The sequence below is a fragment of the Neorhizobium galegae genome, from assembly GCF_017877135.1.
Classification (GTDB): domain Bacteria; phylum Pseudomonadota; class Alphaproteobacteria; order Rhizobiales; family Rhizobiaceae; genus Neorhizobium; species Neorhizobium galegae_A.
Genome location: NZ_JAGIPH010000001.1, coordinates 1,460,893 through 1,482,893, shown reverse-complemented (window position 1 = coordinate 1,482,893; position 22,001 = coordinate 1,460,893). Strand labels below are relative to the sequence as shown.

Genomic DNA, 22,001 nt, shown 5'->3' with positions numbered 1-22,001 from the left:
CATGGCGGACAAACATATTGATGACATCAGCGGCGTCGAAACCACCGGCCATGAGTGGGACGGCATCCGCGAACTGAACAACCCGCTGCCGCGCTGGTGGCTGTGGACCTTCTATGCCTGTATCGCCTGGGCGATCGGCTATATGGTGGTCTATCCGGCCGTGCCGCTTTTGACGGGCGCGACCCGGGGCGTGCTTGGCTATTCCAGCCGCGCCGAGCTGTCGGCCGAACTGGCGGGCGCCAAGACCGCGCAAGGGGCGATCGTCGAGAAGATCTCGACCTCGTCGCTGCCGGAAATCCTCGCCGATCCGCAGATGGCCCAGTTTGCAACGGCGGCCGGCGCTGCCGCCTTCAAGGTCAATTGCGTGCAGTGCCACGGCTCGGGCGCGACCGGCGGTGCCGGTTATCCGAACCTCAACGACGACGACTGGCTGTGGGGCGGCAAGATCGAGGACATCCACCAGACCATCGCCCATGGCATTCGCTATGCGGACGATGCGGAAACCCGCGTGTCCGAAATGCCGGCCTTTGCCGATATCCTGAAGCCGATCGAAATCCGCCAGGTCGCCGCCTATGTCGTCAGCCTCACCGGAACGCCGCATGATCCGGCAATGGTGGAACCAGGCAAGGCGCTGTTTGCCGACAACTGTGCCTCCTGCCATGGCGAAGACGCCAAGGGCAACCGCGAGTTCGGTGCGCCGAACCTTGCCGATGCCATCTGGCTGAAGGTGAAGGGCGAGGAGCAGATCGCCGGCCAGGTGCGCCAGCCCAAGCACGGTGTGATGCCGGCCTGGCAGACCCGCCTCGGCGATACCACCGTCAAGGAACTGGCCGTCTACATCCATGCGCTGGGCGGCGGCGAATAATTTCGCCGCCCCCTTCTGCAGTACCTTTGAAGCCGCGCTCTTCGGGCGCGGCCTTTTTCGTTTCGGGAGCCAGACGCTGCGACATCGGCGCGCGCCCATCTGGAACTTGACCCAAGTCAAGGATCGCCGGGCGGATCGATGGGAAAACGGCGCCGATGAGAAGTGGATCAGCCCCCATGAACCTTTATACCGCCAAAGACCCGAAGGCCGAACAGAGCGGCGGAAAGCCGCCGTCGGTACCCAACGAGCCGCTCTATGCCGCGCGCAAGAAAATTTTTCCCAAGCGGGCGGAGGGGCGTTTTCGCCGGTTCAAATGGCTGGTCATGCTGATCACGCTCGGCATCTACTATCTGACGCCCTGGATCCGCTTTGACCGTGGCCCGTTTGCGCCTGACCAGGCGGTGCTGGTGGATCTCGCCAACCGGCGCTTCTATGTCTTCTTCATCGAGATCTGGCCGCAGGAATTCTTCTTCGTCGCAGGCCTTCTGGTCATGGCGGGCTTCGGCCTGTTTCTCGTCACCTCCGCCGTGGGGCGGGCCTGGTGCGGCTATACCTGTCCACAGACCGTCTGGGTCGATCTGTTCCTGGTGGTCGAGCGCTTCATCGAGGGCGACCGCAATGCTCGCATGAAGCTCGATGCCGGTCCCTGGACAGCCGACAAGATCGTCAAGCGGGTGACAAAGCATGCGATCTGGCTGATGATCGCGGTGGCAACCGGCGGCGCCTGGATCTTCTACTTTGCCGATGCGCCCTCCCTTGCCTTCGATTTCCTGACGGGCCAGGCGGCTTTCGTTGCCTATTCGACCGTCGCCTTTCTCACCGCCACCACCTATGTGCTGGGCGGGCTGATGCGCGAGCAGGTGTGCATCTACATGTGCCCCTGGCCGCGCATCCAGGGCGCCATGCTGGACGACAATTCGCTGGTCGTCACCTATAATGACTGGCGGGGCGAACCGCGCGGCAAGCACCAGAAAAAAGTGGCGGCCGCCAATGAAGCCGTCGGCGATTGCGTCGATTGCAATGCCTGCGTCGCGGTCTGTCCCATGGGCATCGACATTCGCGACGGCCAGCAGATGGAATGCATCACCTGTGCGCTCTGCATCGACGCCTGCGACAGCGTCATGGACAAGCTGGAGCGCCCGCGCGGCCTGATCGGCTATGCGACGCTCAACGAGTACCAGTCGAACATGGCGCTTGCGACAGACAATGGGCAGACCGCCATCCAGCCCGCCCGGGTGCGCAAACCCGACGGCATGTTCAGCGACCGCGTGCGCCATTTCAACTGGCGCATCATCCTGCGGCCGCGCACGCTGCTTTACATGGGCGTCTGGACCGCCGTCGGGATCGGCCTCATCATTGCTCTCCTCAGCCGCGACCGGCTGGAGATCAATGTGCTGCATGACCGCAATCCGCAATATGTGCTGGAATCGGACGGATCCATCCGCAACGGCTATACGATCCGGCTTCTCAACATGATCCCCGAACGGCGCACGGTGCTGTTGTCAATGATGGGGCTTGCCGGTGCCGAGATGAAGATCCCGACGCTCACCGACACCTCCGACCGCGTCTTTGCCATTCCGGTGGAGCCGGACAAGGCGACCACGCTGAAGGTCTTCGTGACGCTGCCGAAGGGAGCCGTGGGCGATGCCCGCGAAGGCTTCAGCTTCATCGCCGAAGACCGCGCCAGCCATGAAAAAGATGTCTACCGCGCCAATTTCAATACTCCGGGAGCCAAGTGATGACCCATACCAAGAGTTTCGTCTTTACCGGATGGCATATGATGGGCGTCGTCTGCCTGTTCTTCGGCACGATCATCTCGGTCAATTTCTATATGGCCTATCAGGCCGTGCATTCCTGGAGCGGGCTGGTGGTGGAAAATACCTATGTCGCCAGTCAGCAGTTCAATTCCAAGGTGGCCGAAGCCAAGGCTCTGGGCGCAAGCGGCGTGACAGGCACGCTCTCGGTGGAAAAGGGCGTGATCCGCTATGTGATTACCGGCCCGGACCAGAAGCCGGTGCCGATCGATACGGTCACGGCCACTTTCAAGCGGCCCGTGGGCGACCACCAGGATTTTTCGGTCACCCTGTCGGATGTCGGCAACGGCACCTATGAGGCGGCGCACGAGGTGGCCACCGGCCACTGGATCGTCGATACCAGCGCCATGCGCAACGGCCAGCGCATCCTCCACCACAACAAGCGCATCGCGGTGATCGGAGAGGTAAAATGAGCTGCTGCGCACCGGGAACGGAAGGCTCGCTGGACATGGCGGGGGCAACGCTTGCGCTGCCATCGGCCGAGGAACTGATGCTGGCAAGCCGCGATCTCGGCGACGGCCTCTACCAGCTCGACCTCAGCGTGCCCGGCGTGCACTGCGGCACCTGCATCAGCGCCGTCGAGCAGGCTCTGATGGCGCTCTCTCCCGTCTCCAAGGCTCGCGTCAATCTGTCGACCCGCCGTGTGTCCATCGTCTGGCAGGTGCCGCAGGACGAGACGGCGATGGATCCGGTCGATCTGGTGCGAGCCATCAAGCGGGCGACCGGCTATGATGCGCATCTGCTGTCGGCCGCGGAAGAGGCGGGCGATGTGATGAAGGCGCAGCTCATTCGCGGCGTTGCCGTCACCGGCTTTGCCGCTGCCAATATCATGCTGCTGTCGGTCTCCGTCTGGTCGGGGGCTGAAGCATCGACGCGCGATCTCTTTCACTGGATCTCGGCGATGATCGCCGCCCCCGCGCTCGTCTATGGCGGCCGCTTCTTCTACCGGTCGGCCTATGCGGCGCTGAAACGCGGGCACACCAACATGGATGTGCCGATCGCGCTTGCGATTACGCTATCCTATGCGGTCTCGCTCTGGGAAACCCTTCATCACGGCGAGCATGCCTGGTTCGATGCAACTGTCTCGCTCCTCTTCTTCCTGCTGATCGGGCGCACGCTCGATCATATCATGCGCGACCGGGCGCGCTCGGCCATTACCGGCCTTGCCCGCATTTCTCCGCGCGGCGCCATGGTGGTGGCGGCCGACGGCAGCCGGGAATATCGTCCGGTCGAGGAGGTCATGCCGGGGGATCATATCGCCATTGCCGCCGGCGACCGCGTGCCGGTGGATGGGCTGGTCATCGAGGGAGAAAGCGACCTCGACCTATCGATCGTGAGCGGCGAAAGCGCGCCGGTTGCCGTGGGCCCGGGCGCGGCCGTGCAGGCCGGCACCGTCAGCCTCACCGGTTCGCTGCTGCTTCAGGCAACGGCGACGGCGCGTCAGTCCTTTCTGTCGGAAATCATCGCGCTGATGGAAGCGGCCGAAGGCGGGCGGGCGCAGTATCGCCGCATCGCGGACCGGGCCGCCCAGATCTACTCGCCGGCGGTGCATCTTCTGGCCTTCCTCACCTTTCTCGGCTGGGGCCTCTTCGGCGGCGACTGGAAACAGGCCATGCTGATTGCCATTGCTGTCCTGATCATCACCTGCCCCTGCGCGCTCGGCCTTGCCGTGCCGGTCGTGCAGGTGGTGGCGGCCGGGCGGCTCTTCCAGAACGGCGTCATGGTCAAGGACGGATCGGCCATGGAGAGGCTCGCCGAGATCGATACGGTGGTCTTCGACAAGACCGGAACGCTGACGCTCGGGCGTCCGCAACTCATTGACACGGTGGGCACGCCGACCAATATCGCGATGGCGGCAGCCATGGCATCGCGCTCCCGCCACCCGCTGTCGCAGGCCATCTACAATGCCTTTGCCGGGCCGGTGCCCATCCTCGGCACGGTGACGGAACTGGCAGGCGAGGGGCTTTCCTGCGACCGGCCCGAAGGGCGATATCGCCTCGGCAGCCGCGCCTTTGCCTGCTCGGGAACGGTAAGCACGAGCGATGGCGGTTCCGAAGTGGTCCTGTCGCTCGACGGGCTGGAAATCGCACGCTTCCTGGCTGAAGACCGGCCGCGCCCCGATGCCGAGGCGGCGATTGCCACGCTGCAGCAGGGAGGGTTCGAAACGCAGGTGCTTTCGGGCGACCGCCGCCCCGTTGTTGCCGCCATGGCCGCACGGCTCGGTATCGATGCCTTCGAGGCTGAACTGTCGCCCGGCGGCAAGACACAGGCGATTGCCGCCCTGCAGGGGGACGGACGGCGGGTGCTGATGGTGGGCGACGGCATCAACGATGCGCCGGCGCTCAGCGCCGCCCACGTCTCTATGGCGCCGGCAACGGCCGCCGATATCGGCCGGCAGGCGGCGGACTTCGTCTTCATGCATGACACACTTGAGGCGGTGCCGATGGCAATCCGCATTTCTGCCAAGGCCGGCCGGCTGATCCGCGAGAATTTCGCCCTCGCCATCGGCTACAATATCATCGCCGTGCCGATCGCAATCGCCGGCTATGCCACGCCGCTGATTGCCGCGATTGCCATGTCGACATCCTCGCTGATCGTAGTCGCCAATTCCCTGCGGCTGAACCATGCGGCGCGGCAGGCAAAGGTGTCGCTTCCCGAGCCGGACCGGCGGCGCCCCGCGGCGCTCACCGCAAAGGTCTCGCCCGCATGAACATGCTGATCTATCTGATCCCGGTTGCCCTGCTGCTCGGCGGCCTTGGCCTCGGGGCTTTCCTGTGGTCGCTGCGCAACGGCCAGTATGACGATCTGGACGGCGCTGCCTGGCGCGTACTGGAGGATGAGGACCAGCCGCGCGGATAAAACAGCGGCTGTATTACCCCTGTCGAGGCAAAGAATTGCCGCCGCCCGTTTGAGAGCCGGCGGCCTGATGTCATGAAAGGATTATCGGGCCGCCATGCGCGCCGCGCCAACCTGTGCCCCCGGCACGCGCCGCACGATTTCCTCGGCGTAGAGCCTTGCGTTCTCGCGGGCCTTGTCGAGATTGCTGATGCGCTCGCCATCCATCGTATGCAGTGTTCCGCCGCAGTCGAAGATGTCGCGATAGGCGGAGCGCTCGATGATCGGGGTGTTCAGCACATCGACATTGCGCTGTGCAAGAAGGCCCTTGACCGCCAGAAGCGCCCGCGTCGTCACCATGGAATTGACGCGGGTCAGCACCACCGAATGGGGCACGTGCATGCCGAGCTTTTCACCCAGATACTGAAGGAGTTCCAGGACATGGGCGCCGCCCTGCGCGTCCATGGCGCAGCCCTGGATGGGGATCAGCACGTGATCGGAAAGGCCGATGGCCTTTGCCAGAAGCGGGCTGCGCGCCCCTGGAAGATCGACCAGCACGTAATCGCTTGCCGCCTGCGCCTCAGCCAGATGGCGGTCGATCGAGGCTTGCGTCACATAGGAGATGACGGACAGGCGGGGAATGGGCGGGGAGGCATCGAACCAGCGCGACATCCAGTATTGCGGATCGGCGTCGAGAACGGTGACGCGATGGCCGGCATGGGCAAGTTCTGAGGCCAGCAGCAGCACGGCCGTGGTCTTGCCGGCTCCGCCCTTGGTGTTTGCAAAGGTAATGACGGGCATCGTCGATCCTCAGGAAAAAGGTTCGTGAGCCGGCATTGCTCGCAAAGGCACGCGCGTCATGGTGCCCTCGCACTATCCCGCAGCATGGTTAAAAAAGCGAAAAGGCGCGGATGCAGGAGATAGCGCCGGAGCGCTTCGCAGGCGTGCAGACGGGGCCTTCGAAGGCCCCGCCGTCATCATTGCGAGTGCGGGGACGCTCTCTTCAGTGGCGCTTGTCGGCGGCCAGGATTTCGCGGGCGATCTGGTCGAGCGGCACGATACGGTCGACGCCGCCGCGGGCGATCGCTTCCTTCGGCATGCCGAACACCACCGAGCTTGCTTCGTCCTGCGCCAGCGTGAAGGCGCCGCCCTCGTGCATTTCCAGCATGCCGCGCGCGCCGTCATCGCCCATGCCGGTCATGATGACACCGACCGCATTGCTGCCGGCCGCGCGTGCGGCCGAGCGAAACAGAACATCGACGGAGGGGCGGTGGCGGCTCACCAGGGGGCCGGCGCGGACGGACACATGATAGCGGGCACCGCGCCGCTCGAGCAGCATATGCTTGTCGCCCGGGGCAATCAGCACATGGCCGCGCAGAACCGGGTCCCCGTCTTCGGCTTCCTTCACCTCGACCTCGCACAGGCTGTTCAGCCGCTTGGCAAAGGCTGCGGTAAATTTCTCCGGCATGTGCTGCACGATGATGATGCCGGGGGCGTTTGCCGGAAGCGCTTCCAACAATTCGCGCAAGGCCTCGGTGCCGCCGGTGGAGGCACCGATGCACACCACCATTTCGGTGGTCTTGGCCATGGCCCCCACCTTCGGCGGCGGCAGGACGGCATCTGCCGTCAATTTCTGCGCCACCGGTTCGGGACTCCTGAACCGACGCAGCTTGCCGAGCCGCGCCTTGGCGGCGGCCTTGACGGCCGTGCGGATGCGCTCGGCACTTTCGGCAAGATGGTCCGCCGCACCGATCTTCGGTTTCTGGATGATGTCGATGGCGCCGGCTTCCAGCGCCTGCATCAGCGTTTCGGAGCCGGCTTCCGTCAGCGAGGAACACATGACGACCGGGATCGGGTGCTGCGACATCAGCTTGCGCAGGAAGGTGATGCCGTCCATCTGCGGCATTTCCACATCGAGCGTGATGACGTCCGGCACATCGTCGCGGATACGGCGGGCTGCAGCAAACGGGTCTGTCGCCGTGCCTATGACCTCGATTTCGGGATCTTCCGACAGGACCATGGTGAGCGTCTGCCGGATACTGGCGGAATCATCGACAATCAGGACGCGGATCTTCTTGGCAATCTCGGTGCCCATGGCTCACACCCGTTTGAAGACTGTATTGGCCACCTGCTTGATCGGCAGGCTGAAGCCGGTTGCTGTCTCCGAATGACCGATGAACAGGTAGCCGCCCGGCAATAGGCAGTCGCATAGCCGGCTCAAGACATGCTGCTGTGTCGGTTTATCGAAGTATATCAGAACGTTACGGCAGAAGATCACGTGCTGCATGTCCTTGATCGCGTAGGCGTCGTCCATCAGGTTCAGCCGGCCGAAGCCGACGCGCTGGCGAAGCTGGGGGGTGATGCGGACTTCGCCCCGCTTGGGGTCGACAGACTGCATGACGTATTTGCGCCGTGCCTCCCTGGAGACGGGGGCAACGGTTTCTTCCGTATAGATCGCCCGACGCGCCGTGTGCAGCACTTCGGTCGACAGGTCGGTGGCAATGATGCGGAAGTCGATGCCGGGCTTCTGGGCCAGGCAATCGGCCAGCACCATGGCCATGGTATAAGGCTCGGCGCCGGTCGAGCAGGCGGAACTCCATGCCCTGATCAACGGTACACCTTCCTGGACAAGTTCCGGAACGACGGTGCCGGCAAGGTAATCGAAGTGCTTGGGCTCGCGGAAGAAGTCCGTCTTGTTTGTGGTCACCGCATCGATCAGGTAGACCTGTTCTCTTTCGAGGCCGTTCTGATTGAACAGGTAATCGCAATAGTCATCGAACGTCGCAATGCCGGTCACGCGAAGCCTGCGGCGCAGGCGTCCCTCCAGCATTGTCACCTTGGTCACAGGCATCTTGATGCCGCTGTAATCGTAGATGTATTTGGCTAGTTGTTCGAAGTTCCGCGTGCTCAGGCGGTCGTCGAGCGACTGGCGGGCAAGTTCCGGGGCTGCGGCCACTCTGGTCTCCTGCTCACGCCACCTGCAGGGTGGAGGACACCCCGGCAAGCGCGTGGCTCTCGTCTGAAAACAGGCGGGCAAGATCGATGATGACGACAAAGCCGCCATTGCGCCGCACGACGCCCGAAATATATTCGGAGCGCCAGCGAATGCCGATATCCGGCGCGGCCTCGATCTGCTCGCGCAGGAAGGGCACGACCTCGTAGACCCGGTCTGCGACGAGGCCGAGCACCAGCACCTTGTTGCCGACGGGCACATCGAGCACCAGGATGCGGGTATGCGGCGTCTTTTCCGTGCGGCTGAGGCCGAGCCTCAGGCGCAGATCGATCACCGGAACGCCCTGTCCGCGCACATCCCGCAGCCCCAGAAGATAATCGGGGCCGTGGGGAATCTTGAACGGTTCCTCGTGGTCCAGGATCTCCCGGACCACTTCGACCGGCACGGCGAAGATTTCCTCGCCGAGGCTGAAAGTTACGAACTGGGCTTCCGACTGTATCGTCATGATGTCACGCGCTCTCCCTGAAATCGGCATCGTCGTCGTCAGGACCACCCATCGACATGTCCAGTGCAAAGCCCTTGGCGCGGGCCTGCTGGGCGGCAACCGACTGGCTGGCGGCCGGGCGCTGCACCGGCCTTGCCTTGGCAACAGACGGCGCCGGCTTGGCGGATCTTGCCGGGCCGCGCTGCTGTGCGTTGCGGCCGGCATTGGTCTGGTCCACGCGGAAGAAGGCGATGGAGGCCTGCAGTTCTTCCGCCTGGGCGGCAAGCTCTTCGGATGTCGCCGACATCTGCTCGGAGGCGCCGGCATTCTGCTGGGTGACCTTGTCGAGCTGCTGGATCGCCTCGTTGATCTGCGAGGCCCCGATATCCTGCTCGCGGCAGGCGGCCGAGATTTCGGAAATCAGTTCGGCGGTCTTCTGGATGTCGGGAACCAGCCGGCTCAGCATCTCGCCGGCATCGGTTGCCACCTGGACCGTATCGCCCGAGAGGGCGGAGATTTCGGCGGCGGCCGCCTGGCTGCGCTCGGCAAGCTTTCTCACTTCCGAGGCAACGACGGCAAAGCCCTTGCCATGCTCGCCGGCGCGGGCCGCTTCAACGGCGGCATTCAGCGCCAGAAGGTCGGTCTGGCGGGCGATTTCCTGGACGATGGAGATCTTTTCGGCAATCGTGCGCATGGCGCCGACAGCACGCGACACTGCCTGGCCGGAGGCTTCGGCATCGCGCGAGGACTGGCGGGCGATCTTTTCCGTCTGGGCGGCGTTATCGGCGTTCTGCTTGATGTTGGCGGCCATCTGTTCCATGGCGGCAGAGGCTTCTTCCGCCGCAGACGCCTGTTCGGTGGCCCCCTGCGACAGCTGCTCGGAGCTTGCCGACAGTTCCTGGCTACCCGACGAGACATTGTCGCCAGCGGCCAGCGCATCACCCACGACGCCGCGCAGACGCGCAACCATACTTTCCAGCGACTTGCCGAGCGTATCCTTGTCCGACAGCGGCTTGGGCGATACCGTCAGGTTGCCGTTCGAAATCTGGTCGGCAATGTCTGCGGTATTGCGCAGGTTGCCGGTCATCACCCGGACGCTGTCCACGACGTCGCGGATTTCGTCATTGGTCTTGATCTCGATGTTCTGGTTGAGATCGCCGATGGCAACGGCATCCGCAACAGCCTTGATCTTCTTCAGGCCGCTGTTGATGCCAAGCGCGATCCAGAGGGCGACGGCGGCGGACAGAACAAACATCACGGCAAGGCCGGTGATCAGGAGATTGCGCGAGGTGGTGTACTGCTCGTTGGTCGCTTCATCCGTCGTGCGAAGATCGGCAGCGATCGCTTCGTTGACCGCGTTCAACGAGATCAGAACCTCATTGAAGGCCTTGCGACCGTCTCCCATGGAAATCTCGCCCGCCTTGCGGTTGCTTTCGTCCGTGTTCTCGGTCGCAAGCTTGATGACCTGCTCATCAATCTGCTTCCAAGCCGGCAGCTGCCGGTTCATCTGAGCGACCTTCTCGATAACCGCCGGATTGTGGCTTTGCGCCAGCTTCTGCAGGGCCACATCCGCCTTCTGCAGGTTGGTCCGGATCTGTGTGACGAACGTATCGATCTGCTTGGGATCAGTATTGATGATCGCGTTCTTTTCGTCCCGGATCGCGTTCAGGATCGCCGTCGACAGGTCCGAGGAGATCCGCAGATTCGCTGCCGGCCCCTGTACGATGCCGCTGATGGCGGAATTCAGATTGCCGAGATTGATGATGGCGACAATCACCGTCGCACTGGAGAGCAGGATCAGAAAGCCAAAGGCCAAGGCCAGCTTGAGCTTGATGGTGAAACGCATGGTTATGTCCCACAGGAAAGAGAGATTTTACTTCAACTTTCCGCACCAGGAACGATGACATTCACCCTTGTGCGCACCGGTTGACCGGTATGATGCGGCCCCTGCATCGGGCCGCTTGAATTTGCTCAGTTTAGCCGGAATTGTGAAAGCAACGGTTAAGCCATCTGCCTGAAATCCTGGTCTTCCTCGTCCGGCCCGCCGCCCGACATGTCGAGGACAAAGCCTTTTGCGCGTGAAAGCTGGGCCGAAACTGTCTGCCGTTTCACCGCTGCGGCCTTGCCCGCTGTCCGGGGTGCCGGTGCTGCCGCCGTCCGGTGCGCGGTCGGGGCCCGATCGACGCGGAAGAAGGCGATGGAGGCCTGCAGTTCCTCGGCCTGTGCCGCCAGTTCCTCCGACGTGGAGGACATTTCCTCAGACGCGCCGGCATTCTGCTGGATGACCTTGTCGAGCTGCTGGATCGCCTCGTTGATCTGCGAGGCGCCGATATCCTGCTCGCGGCAGGCCGCCGAGATTTCAGACACGAGTTCCGCGGTTTTCTGGATATCGGGCACCAGCCGGTTCAGCATTTCGCCGGCATCGGTTGCCACCTGGACGGTGCTGCCGGAGAGCGAGGAGATTTCGGCGGCTGCCGCCTGGCTGCGTTCGGCAAGCTTTCTCACTTCCGAGGCAACCACGGCAAAGCCCTTGCCGTGTTCACCGGCGCGGGCGGCTTCAACGGCGGCATTCAATGCCAGAAGGTCGGTCTGGCGCGCGATTTCCTGGACGATGGAGATCTTTTCGGCGATCGTGCGCATGGCGCCGACGGCGCGGGAGACCGCCTGGCCGGAGGCTTCGGCATCGCGCGAGGACTGCCGGGCGATCTTTTCCGTCTGGGCGGCGTTATCGGCGTTCTGCTTGATGTTGGCGGCCATCTCCTCCATCGAGGCGGAGGCCTGTTCGGCGGCTGCCGCCTGTTCGGTCGAGCCCTGAGACAGCTGCTCGGCACCCGCCGAAAGCTCCTGGCTGCCCGACGAGACATTGTCGGACGCCGACAATGCGTCGCCGACGACGCCACGCAGACGCTGAACCATGGATTCCAGCGCCGTGCCGAGAACGTCGTCCTTGGACTGACGACGGGCTTCGACCGTCAGGTCACCGGCGGAAATGCTCTCGGCCAGGTTTGCCGTCACGCTGAGATAGGCCACCATGTCCTGCATGGCATGGCCAAGCGTGTCCTTGTCGGAGAGCGGCGTGACCGACACCTTGATGTCGCCGAGCGCCACGCGGCTGGCAACCCCTGCCGTCTGGCGCAGATTGGCTGCCATGCGGTTGACCGTGTCGACCACGTCCTTGATTTCGTCATTGCCGGAAACCCGGATCTCCTGGTCGAGGTCGCCCAGGGCAACAGCACTCGTTGCCTCCTGCAGGGACCGCAGGCCGCGGCCGATACCGCGCAGGATGAGGACGGCGCAAATGAGGCCGGAGAGCAAGGCGACGGCAAGGGCAATGCCGACCACGATCTGGGTCGTGGCGCGCGTTTCAACCGCATGGGCTTCCGCCTCCTGCATCTGGCTGCGATTGTTGGCAAGGCGTCCGTCGATCAGAGCCTCGACCTTGTCCATCAGGGCGTCATTGGGGCCCTTGGCGAGCTTGAGGGCGCCTGCCGAATCGCCGGCCCTGACCAGCGCCCGGATCTGCTCGTCGATGCGCGCGCCATCGCGCAGGAGGAGGATGATATCGGCATAGGCCTTCTTGCCGGCCTCCGTTTCTGCGGCATCCACGGCCCATTCGGCCGATTTTACAAGCTGCTCGCGCAAGTCGTCGGCCGTGCGTATCAGCTGGGCTGCGTCCTCGGCGCTTTGCGCCTCGATCAGTTCCAGCTGGGCCCGGCCGAGCTTCAGCTGCAGGCTGACCATGGTCATGGCATTGGCCTGACGCGCCACGGGGCCGGCCAGTGTATGATGGAGGGTCTCGCCGGCATCATCGATAGCATAGAGTCCATAGGCACCCATGGCCGCCATCAGCGACAACAGGAGGGCAAATGCAGCCGTGAGCTTGGTCTTGATGGTCATCCGCATGACAGCGTTTCCTCATGAAGTCTGTGGCCGCTCAAATTCCCGGGCAACATCCGGAGGTTTCGGCGGTAGTCCTCTTTGCCAGAGCGCCCTCAGGCGCTCTGGCGAAAATCGTGGTCGTCGTCGTCCGGGCCACCCATCGACATATCCAGCGCAAAGCCCTTCACGCGGGCCTGCTGGGCCGCAACCGATTGCTGGCTCTGGCGCTTCTGCTGTGGTTGAGCGCGATGGGTGGGGGTAGCCCGCTGCGGGGCCGCCGGGCGGGCGGCGGCCTTGTGGCCGTTTTCCACGCGGAAGAAGGCGATGGAGGCCTGCAGTTCCTCGGCCTGGGCGGCAAGCTCTTCGGATGTTGCCGACATCTGTTCGGAGGCCCCGGCATTCTGCTGGGTGACCTTGTCGAGCTGCTGGATCGCCTCGTTGATCTGCGAGGCCCCGATATCCTGCTCGCGGCAGGCCGCCGAGATTTCGGAAATCAGTTCTGCCGTCTTCTGGATGTCGGGCACCAGCCGGCTCAGCATCTCGCCGGCATCGGTGGCTACCTGGACCGTATCGCCCGAGAGGGCGGAGATTTCGGCGGCGGCCGCCTGGCTGCGCTCGGCAAGCTTTCGCACTTCCGAGGCAACGACGGCAAAGCCCTTGCCGTGTTCACCGGCGCGGGCCGCTTCAACGGCGGCATTCAATGCCAGAAGGTCGGTCTGGCGGGCGATTTCCTGCACGATGGAGATCTTTTCGGCAATCGTGCGCATGGCGCCGACGGCGCGGGAGACTGCCTGGCCGGAGGCTTCGGCATCGCGCGAGGACTGGCGGGCGATCTTTTCCGTCTGGGCGGCATTATCGGCGTTCTGCTTGATGTTGGCGGCCATCTGTTCCATCGAAGCGGAGGCTTCTTCAGCGGCTGATGCCTGTTCCGTCGCACCCTGCGACAGCTGCTCGGAGCTGGCCGACAGTTCCTGGCTGCCCGACGAGACGTTGTCGGAGGCCGAAAGCGCATCGCCGACGACGCCGCGCAGGCGCTCGATCATGGTGTTGACATAGCCGAGCAGGTCACCGATTTCGTCCCTTGTGGTGATGGTGACAAGCTTGGTCAGATCGCCTTCCGCAACACTCTGCACGGCGTTCGTTGCGTTGCGCAGGCCGCGGTTGATCGACACGGCGATCCAGAGCGCTGCGCCAACGGCCACCAGAAGGGCAAAGCCGGCAACCGACAGCATGATCATGCGGGTCTGGAGATAATCTTCATAGGCGCCCTGCTTGGAGTCATGCAGGCGCTTGGTTTCCAGCGTCACCACGTCCTCGAGGACCTTGTCGATCTCGCCGGCGGTGGCGCGATTTTCCGTCGTGGAGATCTTGAGGGCGGCCGGCTGGTCGCCGCCCATCAGCAGGCTGCGGATCTGGTCGTCCTGGCGGCGGTAATCGGCGGTGAGGCCCTGCAGCTTGCTCCAGATCGCCCGGCCCTCCTGAGTGGCCTTGGCCTGAACCTCATTGAATTCGCGATCGAATTCGGCGCGTGCCTGGTCAAGCTTGCTGGTATAGTCGCGCGCGGCCGATGCATTGGTGGCCAAGAGCATGTTCTTCTGCTGGCGGATCTGTTCCAGCTGAAGATTGCTGAGGTCCTGTGCAAGCTTCAGCCGGGCAGCCGGGCCTTCCACCACATTTTCCAGCTCATCGTTGAGGCTTCCGAGGCTGTAGACGCCGAGGCCGGCGACTGCCAGCAGAAGAAGGATGACGAAGCCGAAGGCCACGGTGAGCTTTAACTTGATGGAAGCGCGCATGATGAAATCTCCTGTGCCGGCCTAGGCTTGCAGCGGTTGGTTGGGCATTCGCTCTTGCTGTGCCGAAAAAATGGTGTGCAGGTTGGGAATGATGATGAATTCGCCGCCGCGCCGCACCAGGCAGTCGATGAAATCCGGCCGCCAGCGCATGCCGACGCTCGGCGGTGGCTCGCCAGCCGCCTTCATCAGGGTCGTGACCTCGTTGACCTTGTCGGTGCGGATACCGGTCAGCGTCGGTTCGTCATCGATATCCAGCTCGATCACGATGATGCGGCTGTCGATTGTCGGCTTGGTGGCCTCCATGCCGAAGGCCAGCCGGATATCGGCGAGCGGAATGACCTTGCCGCGAAAATTGATGACGCTGCCGACGAAGGGTTTTGCGCCGGGCACGGTGGTTTCCGGCAGGAGATCGAGGATTTCCTGAACCTTGACGGCCTCAAGCGCGAACATTTCGCCGGCGATGTCGAAGGTCAGGACCTCCACCTCTTCGCGGCCGTTCCAAAGGTCCTCGGCTAAGTTTCTCTGTGCTTGGCTCATCCTGCAGCGCGCAACTGCGCCTCCTGTTGCTGGCCTGCGGCGACCAGATGGCCGACGTCGAGAATAAGGGCGACGCCACCGTCGCCAAGGATCGTGGCGCCCGAGAAGGTCGCCACGTCATGGTGCAGCTTCGACATGCCCTTGATGACGGTCTGGTGGTCGCCGATGATCTGGTCGACGACGAGGCCCACCCGCTCGGCGCCGGTGGAAATGACGACGACTTTCTGGAAGGGGTCCGGCTTGGTCCCGGTGCGGAAGAGATCACGCAGGCGGATGAAGGGAACCAGGCTATCGCGCAGCGAGATGAAGGAGCGACCGCGCGAGCGCATGTCCTCATCGAGCGACAGTTCCAGGCACTCTTCCACGGCCGAGAGCGGAATGACGTAGCGGCCATTGCCGACGCGCACCAGAAGACCGTCGATGATGGCAAGCGTGAGCGGGATAGCGAGCGAGATGTTGGAGCCTTCGCCGTTCTGGCTGGCGACATTGATCGTGCCGCGCAGCGCGTCGATCGTGCGTTTCACCACGTCCATGCCGACGCCGCGGCCCGACAGGTTCGTCACCTGCTGGGCGGTCGAGAAACCCGGCTGGAAGATCAGCTGCAAAAGCTCCTGGTCGCTGAGGGTGGCGTTGGAAGCAATGAGGCCGGAGGCTTCCGCCTTGGCGCGCACGCGTTCGCGGTTGATGCCGCGCCCGTCGTCGCGGATGGTGATGATCACCTCGCCGGCCTGCTGGCGGGCGGTGAGATAGATGCGGCCGGCGGCCGGCTTGCCGGCGGCAATTCGTTCTTCCGGCGTCTCCAGTCCGTGGTCGCAGGAATTGCGCACCAGGTGCACCAGCGGATCGGCCAGGCGTTCGACCACGCTCTTGTCGACTTCGGTGGTTTCGCCTTCGGTGATCAGTTCGATCTTCTTGCCGGTTTCGATGGCGAGATCATGCACGAGGCGGCGGAAGCGGCTGAAGAGATGCGCAACCGGCACCATGCGCAGCACCATCATCGTGTCGCGCAACTCGCCCGACAGGCGCTCGACATCTTCCGAGACGGCGCGCAGCTGCAGGTCGGCGCTGGAATTGGCCAGCTGGCTGAGGCGCGACTGGGCAATCACCAGTTCACCGACGCGGTCCATCAGCTCGTCGAGGCGCTCGGCGGGCACGCGGACGTTTTCAGCCGATTTGGCCTGCTTGGTCTCGTTCTGGCGCGTTTCGGCCGGGACCGGTGCAGTTGCCGGTGCTGGTGCCGGAGCAGACGCGAGGGCCGGTGCCGGCGTGGGCGCTGCAACAACGGGTGCGGGGGTCGCGGACGATACGGGAGCCGCGACCGCGGGCACTGCCGCCGGCGCCGCAGCCGGGTTTGGCGAGAGCGCCGCGATGTCCAGCTGCATTTCATCCATCACGAAGATGAACACGTCCTCGATGGCCGAGCGGGGCTGGTCGGTCAGCAGTTCCACGTCCCAGCGGACATGCAGATCGCTTGCAACGATGAGGTCGAGGGAAGGGATGTCGGATTTGTCGGCGCGAATGCGGCAGGTGCCGAGTTCGGCAAGCTCGTCGAGAAGGCCGAGCGGATTGGTGCCATTGGCCATGGCATTGGCCGGAAGGCTGAAGCGGATGCGGTAGCCTACGTCCTGCGGCTTTGCCGGTGCGGCCGCCGCAGGCGTCTGCGAGGGGTCGGCAGCGGCGGCGACGGCAGCGCGAAGACCGGCCAGCAGGACCTCGCTTGCCGCCTCGTGATCGCCGTTCGGCGTTTCAATGAGCGCGCGCATGTGGTCGGTGGCGCCGAGAACGGCCGTCACCAGATCATGGGTTGCCGGCACGATGCCCTTGCGCACCTGGTCAAAGGCGGTTTCGCAATGATGGGTAAACGCGGCAAGGGCCTCGAAGCCGAACATGGCGCCGGAGCCCTTCAACGTGTGCAGGCCGCGGAACACCGCGTCCACCTGTTCCTTGTCGGCCAGGTCGTGGTTCAGATCCAGTAGACCGGTCTCTATCTGCTCAAGCAGCTCGGCCGCCTCGGTTCTGAAAACGGCTATCGGATCTGGGAAACTCATCGGCCAAGGACCTTTCTGACAATCTTTACCAGGCTTTCCGGATCGAAAGGCTTGGTCAGCCAGCCGGTGGCGCCGGCGGCCTTGGCCTGCTGCTTGATGGCGGCATCGGATTCGGTGGTGAGGAAAATGACGGGAACGCCCATATGGGCCGGCAGCTTGCGCAGCTCGCGGATCATCGTCAGTCCGTCCATGCCCGGCATGTTGAGGTCGGTGACGATCAGATCGTATTGTCCGCCCTTCAGCTTGGCGATGCCGTCATTGCCGTCCACCGCTTCGGTCACCTGGTAACCGGCGTTGGAGAGGGCCACGCGCGTGGTAAGACGGATACTGGCGGAATCATCCACGGTGAGGATGCTGGCAGTCATTGAATTTCCCCTTGATGTAACCAGAAACCGGCATCGTCCGCGGACATGTCCTCGGCAAATCCGGCCCTTTGCAAAAGCGAAAGGAGCCGTCCCTCGACGGGGCTTTCCAGGGCCAGCCGCTTGCCGGCAGTGCCGGCATAGATGCGCGCCGACTCGATCAGCTGCAGAAAGCTCAGATCTGCCTGCGCATCGGCCGGCACCTGGACGATGACGGTGTCTTGGTCTTGAATGGCTTGCAGTAAATCGTCCCGCACGGACGCGATGCTTCTGATCGTCAGCGTGTCGGGAAGGGTGATCGTAAAGGAGGCAGACGGGGTGGAAAGCATCAAGGCTCCTCCAATTTGTATAAAGCGCGACGCATTGCTCCCGAAAGCTCCTCCCGGCCGATTAACGAACCCCTAATTCCCAAGTATGAGTTATGATGTGGAAGGAATCATCATGGGTTCCCGCGTGCGGGCACTCAGGAAAATTAACCACTCGCCCCGAAAGTGAACCTCGGTTTTTTGCCTGTTAACGTTGAGGCATCACAACAGGTTACGCGTCGCAATACAGGCGGCTCATCGGCTGCCTGACGCAGGTTCCAAGGACTGCGGTGCGTGCAATTCTTCGGTGATGATTTAAGGGTGTAATGGCATTGTCAGCAGCGGCGAAACAGCTCTCGATCCTTGGCGGCAACAGCGTCCGGCATACCGTTGATCGCATGGAGGACGCGCGCTCGCGCATCGAGCAGCGCTTCCTGGACGGCGGCGGCGTGCTTTTGTCCGTTCTCGACATCCTCAACAAGATGATCGCCTCCCTCGATAATCTCACCGGATCGCTGGACGAGGGGACGGCGAAAGCCACCATGGGCGAGCTCAACACCACGGTCGCGGCGCTGTCGCAGCTGACGGCTGCCGAAGGAGAGCGCCAGGTCCGCTTTCGGGAAATCTCCTCCACCGAGCGCGTTCTGCGCCCCCATGTCAGCAGCATGCAGGAAACGCTGCGCTACCTGCGCACTTTTGCCGTGACCGCCAAGATCACCGGCGCCGGCATCGACGATTTCGCCGGCTTTGCCGAAGAGATCCTTCAGCGCATCCAGGAGGGTGCCCAGCAGGTCAACAATTTTTCCGACAAACTGCGCGATCTCGGCGAGGGCCTTGCGCCCGTCATCGTCAAGGGTGACGCCATTCTCTTGCGCTATGGCCAGACGGTGCCGAAAATCGTGGCCAGCCTTTCCACCGGCGTCGACCAGATCCGCGATCAGCGCCGGCATCTGGCGGAGCGGGCTGACAAGGTTCGCATCATCGCGCGCGGTATCCAGAACAAGCTTGCCTCCACTTTGTCTGCCATGCAGATCGGCGATATTACCCGCCAGCGTGTCGAACACTGCCAGACGAGCTTCGAGATCCTGGAGGACTATCTCGCAACGCCGCAGGCGGCGTCGCTCACGGGCGAGGACCGCGAGCGTCTGTCTGCGATCATCCGCCAGCTGGTGTCGTTGCAGCTGGACCAGACGCGCGGTGATTTCGACCGCGACACCAGGAAGATCGTCGAGACGATCGAAAGCTTTCGCGAGGATCTTCTGGAGATTACCCAGATCCAGCAGTCGATGATGGGCGAGGGGGATGGCCAGTCGACCCATGCATTGCGTGAACTGGAGCAGGGCGTTTCGGAAGCCCGCGAGGCGGTGGCGGAAATCGATCTGGTGGCGCAGGCCGCCTCCAATCTCAGCCGCACCACTGTCGGCACGGTCCGCGATCTCCTGGACGGGATCAGCCTGGTCCAGGTGGTGCGCGGCGACATTCACTACATGGCGCTCAACACAAACCTGCGCTGCGGCAAGATCGGCGAAGCGGGCAAGGCGATTAATGTCGTCACCGCCGAACTGCGCGTCTTTGCCGGTCATCTGGACGAGGCGGCGGAAAAGATCCTCGCGGAGCTGCATGTCCTCGAAAACGCGGCACAACAGCTGCTCAACGATCCGCAGGCACTGTCGGATGAAGAGAATCTCGATGTCCGGCTGGAACGGGCGCTTGCCCGCATCCGCGCCGTCGGCGACAGCATGGATGCGGATCTGAAGGTCATGGCCGAGGAAGGTCGCGCCGGCGTCAATGCCATGAATGCGTCGCTCAAGCGTCTGGACTTCCATGCCGAACTCGGCGCCATCCTCAGCGCTTGCGCCGACGATATCGCCGTCGATCCGCGCCAGGATCTGTCGGCGGCGGGTCTTGACGCGGCGCTTGCAGCCATCGGGCCTCAGATCGCGCAGATCTATACGATGGCAAGCGAACGGGAACTGCATGCCCATGTGCTGGGCACCGAGCTTGCGCCGGAGGAGCCCGTCACGCCACTCAGCGACGACGACCTTGAGGACGCGCTTTTCTAGCGTGTCCCGCTTGACCAACCGGCCCGCTATGTCCTGATCCTGCCTCGGGCCGATATCCTCCAAATGCCGTGCGGCGATCAGTCGTCCACGTGGTCGTGGCCGCCGTTGCGGCCCGGCCGCCAGTATCCTTCGGACGCAATCTGCGGGCGGGAAAGCCCGCGTTCGATCAGGTGATGCCGCTGGGCGCGCACATTGCTGGTCTCGCCGATGATCAGCGCCTGGCCGTGGCCGTCCGGCAGCGCGAAGGCCTTGATGCGGTCCAGCATGACAGTGCTTGGGCCCGCTGGAATATCCCCGCGATAAATCCATTCCAGCACGGCCTGGCCCGAGGTCACCACCGGTTGCCGCCAGCTTTCGCCCGGAACTTCGATGAAGGCGAAGGCGCGCGCGTTTGCGGGCATGGTTTCCAGAATGTGCAGAATGCCCGGAATGCAGGTTTCGTCACCGGTCATCAGATGCCAGTCGGCCTTGTCGTTGAACACGATGCGCCCGCGCGGTCCCTTCACCTCCACCGTGTCGCCGGCCTTGGCCGAGCGGGCAAAGCGCGGGCCGACGGTATCGCCATGCATCACGAAGTCCACCGCGATTGTGCCGGTCGTCCGGTCGAGCGCGCGAATGGTGTAATGACGGCGGCCGGTTTCACCATTGCCCAGCGGCAGGAAGAAGACGATGTCCTGGCCCGGCCTGTAGGTGAATTCCTCGATCCGTTCCGGCGCCAGAAGCACGCGGCGCATGTAGGGCGACAGATCGAAGGCATCCATGACGGTCAGCGTCCAGGCAGGCAGGTTCGGACGCTGGCGGGGCGGCTCGGTGGTGGGGGACACGGGCTGGTCCATGCGGAAAATCCTTTCAACGCGCGTTGCGGCATCAGCCGCAGTGTGTGTCGCAGGGATAGCGCCTTATACCTTCAAATTAAAGTCATGTTTTGGTGTCCGAGCGAGGGAGGGGCGCTCACGCCTGATTGGCAAACGGCAGCGCAATGCCATAGGCGACGGCAAAGCGGCGAAATGCCTCCTGCGTCGCCGGATCGAGCGGTATCCCGTCCCGCTCGCGCGCCTCGGCCACCTGCCATTCACGGTCGCCGGGCGCCATCACATGCGTTTCGGCACCCGCATCGGCGCGGACAGGCGACTGGCGAAGGCTCTTCAGGTAATGCGTCATGCCGGCGTCGAAGGTCGCTTCGTCGAGAAAGGCGGTGGGTTTGAGCGCCAGCACGAAGGCGCCGAGCCCCCGCGGCGTCGACAAATCCGGCCCGCCCATCGGCAGGATGTCGAAGCTGAGTTTCATGCCGGAGAGCACGGCACTCAGGATCTCGACGAGACCGGCAAGGGCTGCTCCCTTGAAGCCGAAGGCTCCGCCGAGCGGCGCCAGCATGTCGGCTTTGCGCGGCTCGATCGTATCATGGCCTTGCGCATCCGAGGCAACGCCGTCGGGGAGCGAGACGCCAAGGCTCTCGTAAAGCTTGACCCGGTTATAGGGAATGGCGCTGGTCGCCATGTCGAGAAGCCACGGTTCTGTTCCTGCTACCGGCACGCCAAAGGCAATCGGATTGGTGCCGTGAAAGCGCATGGCGCCATCATGCAGGCGCACGAAACTGTCGGAATTGCAGACGGCAAGCCCGATGAAGCCGCGCTCGGCGGCCTCGAGCGCATAGGCTCCCGCTGCACCGAAGTGCGAACTGTTGCGGATGGAGACGGCACCGATGCCAAAGCGGTCGGCAAGCGCGGTTGCCTTGTCCATGGCGTGATAGGTGGCGCGCGCGCCATGGGCATTGTCGGCATCGAGGACGGCAACGGCCCCGCCTTCGCCGGAAAAGCGCATGTCGGGGCAGCCGTTGACGCGGCCATGTTCGATCACGGTGACATAATGGTCCAGAAGCCGGATGCCGTGGCTGTCGACGCCAAGACGCGAGGCATGCAGCATGGCGCGGGTGGCCGCCTCGGCGGTTGCCGCGTCGGCGCCTGCGGCGCTGAGAACGGCGCGGCTATAGTCTGCCATCGCCTCGAGCTGCGCAAGGATCACGGCGGCGGATTGGGGCTTGGTCATGATGTGTCTCCTCCCTG

At 63.6% G+C, this 22,001-nt stretch carries 18 protein-coding genes and 2 pseudogenes; 6 read left to right on the top strand and 14 right to left on the bottom strand.

Annotated elements, in window-relative coordinates; all coding sequences use genetic code 11:
* Window position 1: 1 nt before the first annotated feature.
* The 5 genes from ccoP (at window position 2) to ccoS (ending at window position 5,538) form a co-directional block, all read left to right on the top strand.
* A complete protein-coding gene (ccoP, locus tag J2858_RS07215; RefSeq protein ID WP_210104011.1) occupies window positions 2–865 on the top strand; it encodes a cytochrome-c oxidase, cbb3-type subunit III in 864 nt (287 codons plus the stop codon).
* 176 nt (window positions 866–1,041) lie between these two features.
* On the top strand, window positions 1,042–2,604 hold the full coding sequence (gene ccoG, locus J2858_RS07210) for a cytochrome c oxidase accessory protein CcoG (RefSeq protein WP_210104010.1): 1,563 nt from the start codon (window positions 1,042–1,044) through the stop codon (window positions 2,602–2,604).
* Complete coding sequence (locus J2858_RS07205) at window positions 2,604–3,092, top strand: FixH family protein (protein ID WP_210104009.1); 489 nt, start codon at window positions 2,604–2,606, stop codon at window positions 3,090–3,092. Before ccoG ends, J2858_RS07205 begins: the two co-directional genes overlap by 1 nt.
* Window positions 3,089–5,389 (top strand): heavy metal translocating P-type ATPase, encoded by a 2,301-nt coding sequence (locus tag J2858_RS07200; protein WP_210104008.1) that lies wholly within the window; start codon window positions 3,089–3,091, stop codon window positions 5,387–5,389. Before J2858_RS07205 ends, J2858_RS07200 begins: the two co-directional genes overlap by 4 nt.
* Entirely contained in the window at window positions 5,386–5,538 is a 153-nt protein-coding gene (ccoS, locus tag J2858_RS07195; RefSeq protein WP_210104007.1) for a cbb3-type cytochrome oxidase assembly protein CcoS, read from the top strand. Before J2858_RS07200 ends, ccoS begins: the two co-directional genes overlap by 4 nt.
* 81 nt (window positions 5,539–5,619) lie before the next feature.
* On the opposite strand, the gene J2858_RS07190 is transcribed toward ccoS, so the two are convergent.
* From J2858_RS07190 to J2858_RS07140, 12 genes and pseudogenes are all read right to left on the bottom strand, one after another.
* Complete coding sequence (locus J2858_RS07190; RefSeq protein ID WP_210104006.1) at window positions 5,620–6,315, bottom strand: ParA family protein; 696 nt, start codon at window positions 6,313–6,315, stop codon at window positions 5,620–5,622.
* A gap of 202 nt (window positions 6,316–6,517) precedes the next feature.
* Window positions 6,518–7,597 carry a protein-glutamate methylesterase/protein-glutamine glutaminase gene (locus J2858_RS07185; protein WP_210104169.1) on the bottom strand — a complete coding sequence of 360 codons (1,080 nt, stop codon included), beginning with the start codon at window positions 7,595–7,597 and terminating at the stop codon, window positions 6,518–6,520.
* Window positions 7,598–7,612: 15 nt separating this feature from the next.
* Window positions 7,613–8,470, bottom strand: coding sequence for a CheR family methyltransferase (locus J2858_RS07180; RefSeq protein ID WP_348635450.1), 858 nt, complete (start codon window positions 8,468–8,470; stop codon window positions 7,613–7,615).
* Window positions 8,471–8,483: 13 nt separating this feature from the next.
* Window positions 8,484–8,972 carry a chemotaxis protein CheW gene (locus tag J2858_RS07175; RefSeq protein ID WP_210104004.1) on the bottom strand — a complete coding sequence of 163 codons (489 nt, stop codon included), beginning with the start codon at window positions 8,970–8,972 and terminating at the stop codon, window positions 8,484–8,486.
* Between the two features lie 4 nt (window positions 8,973–8,976).
* The gene (locus J2858_RS07170) at window positions 8,977–10,797 is read right to left on the bottom strand and encodes a methyl-accepting chemotaxis protein (RefSeq protein WP_210104003.1); all 1,821 of its coding nucleotides are present in this window, start codon (window positions 10,795–10,797) and stop codon (window positions 8,977–8,979) included.
* 155 nt (window positions 10,798–10,952) lie between these two features.
* Entirely contained in the window at window positions 10,953–12,854 is a 1,902-nt protein-coding gene (locus J2858_RS07165) for a methyl-accepting chemotaxis protein (protein ID WP_210104002.1), read from the bottom strand.
* 89 nt (window positions 12,855–12,943) lie between these two features.
* Window positions 12,944–14,122, bottom strand: a pseudogene (locus tag J2858_RS07160) (methyl-accepting chemotaxis protein); the annotation flags it as partial.
* Window positions 14,123–14,128: 6 nt separating this feature from the next.
* A pseudogene (locus tag J2858_RS24345) lies at window positions 14,129–14,623 on the bottom strand (MCP four helix bundle domain-containing protein); the annotation flags it as partial.
* Between the two features lie 21 nt (window positions 14,624–14,644).
* Window positions 14,645–15,160 (bottom strand): chemotaxis protein CheW, encoded by a 516-nt coding sequence (locus J2858_RS07155; protein WP_210104000.1) that lies wholly within the window; start codon window positions 15,158–15,160, stop codon window positions 14,645–14,647.
* Window positions 15,157–17,208 carry a chemotaxis protein CheA gene (locus tag J2858_RS07150; RefSeq protein ID WP_210103999.1) on the bottom strand — a complete coding sequence of 684 codons (2,052 nt, stop codon included), beginning with the start codon at window positions 17,206–17,208 and terminating at the stop codon, window positions 15,157–15,159. The genes J2858_RS07155 and J2858_RS07150 overlap by 4 nt, the downstream gene beginning before the upstream one ends.
* On the bottom strand, window positions 17,205–17,573 hold the full coding sequence (locus tag J2858_RS07145) for a response regulator (RefSeq protein WP_210103998.1): 369 nt from the start codon (window positions 17,571–17,573) through the stop codon (window positions 17,205–17,207). The genes J2858_RS07150 and J2858_RS07145 overlap by 4 nt, the downstream gene beginning before the upstream one ends.
* On the bottom strand, window positions 17,570–17,899 hold the full coding sequence (locus J2858_RS07140; protein ID WP_210103997.1) for an STAS domain-containing protein: 330 nt from the start codon (window positions 17,897–17,899) through the stop codon (window positions 17,570–17,572). Before J2858_RS07140 ends, J2858_RS07145 begins: the two co-directional genes overlap by 4 nt.
* A 302-nt stretch (window positions 17,900–18,201) precedes the next feature.
* Between J2858_RS07140 and J2858_RS07135 the strand changes: the two genes are divergently transcribed.
* Entirely contained in the window at window positions 18,202–19,938 is a 1,737-nt protein-coding gene (locus tag J2858_RS07135) for a chemotaxis protein (RefSeq protein ID WP_210103996.1), read from the top strand.
* A gap of 77 nt (window positions 19,939–20,015) precedes the next feature.
* On the opposite strand, the gene J2858_RS07130 is transcribed toward J2858_RS07135, so the two are convergent.
* Both J2858_RS07130 and J2858_RS07125 read right to left on the bottom strand, forming a co-directional pair.
* Window positions 20,016–20,774: a siderophore-interacting protein gene (locus J2858_RS07130; RefSeq protein ID WP_210103995.1), complete on the bottom strand. Its 759-nt coding sequence runs from the start codon at window positions 20,772–20,774 to the stop codon at window positions 20,016–20,018.
* Window positions 20,775–20,889: 115 nt separating this feature from the next.
* The gene (locus tag J2858_RS07125) at window positions 20,890–21,984 is read right to left on the bottom strand and encodes an Ldh family oxidoreductase (protein ID WP_210103994.1); all 1,095 of its coding nucleotides are present in this window, start codon (window positions 21,982–21,984) and stop codon (window positions 20,890–20,892) included.
* Window positions 21,985–22,001 lie beyond the last annotated feature (17 nt).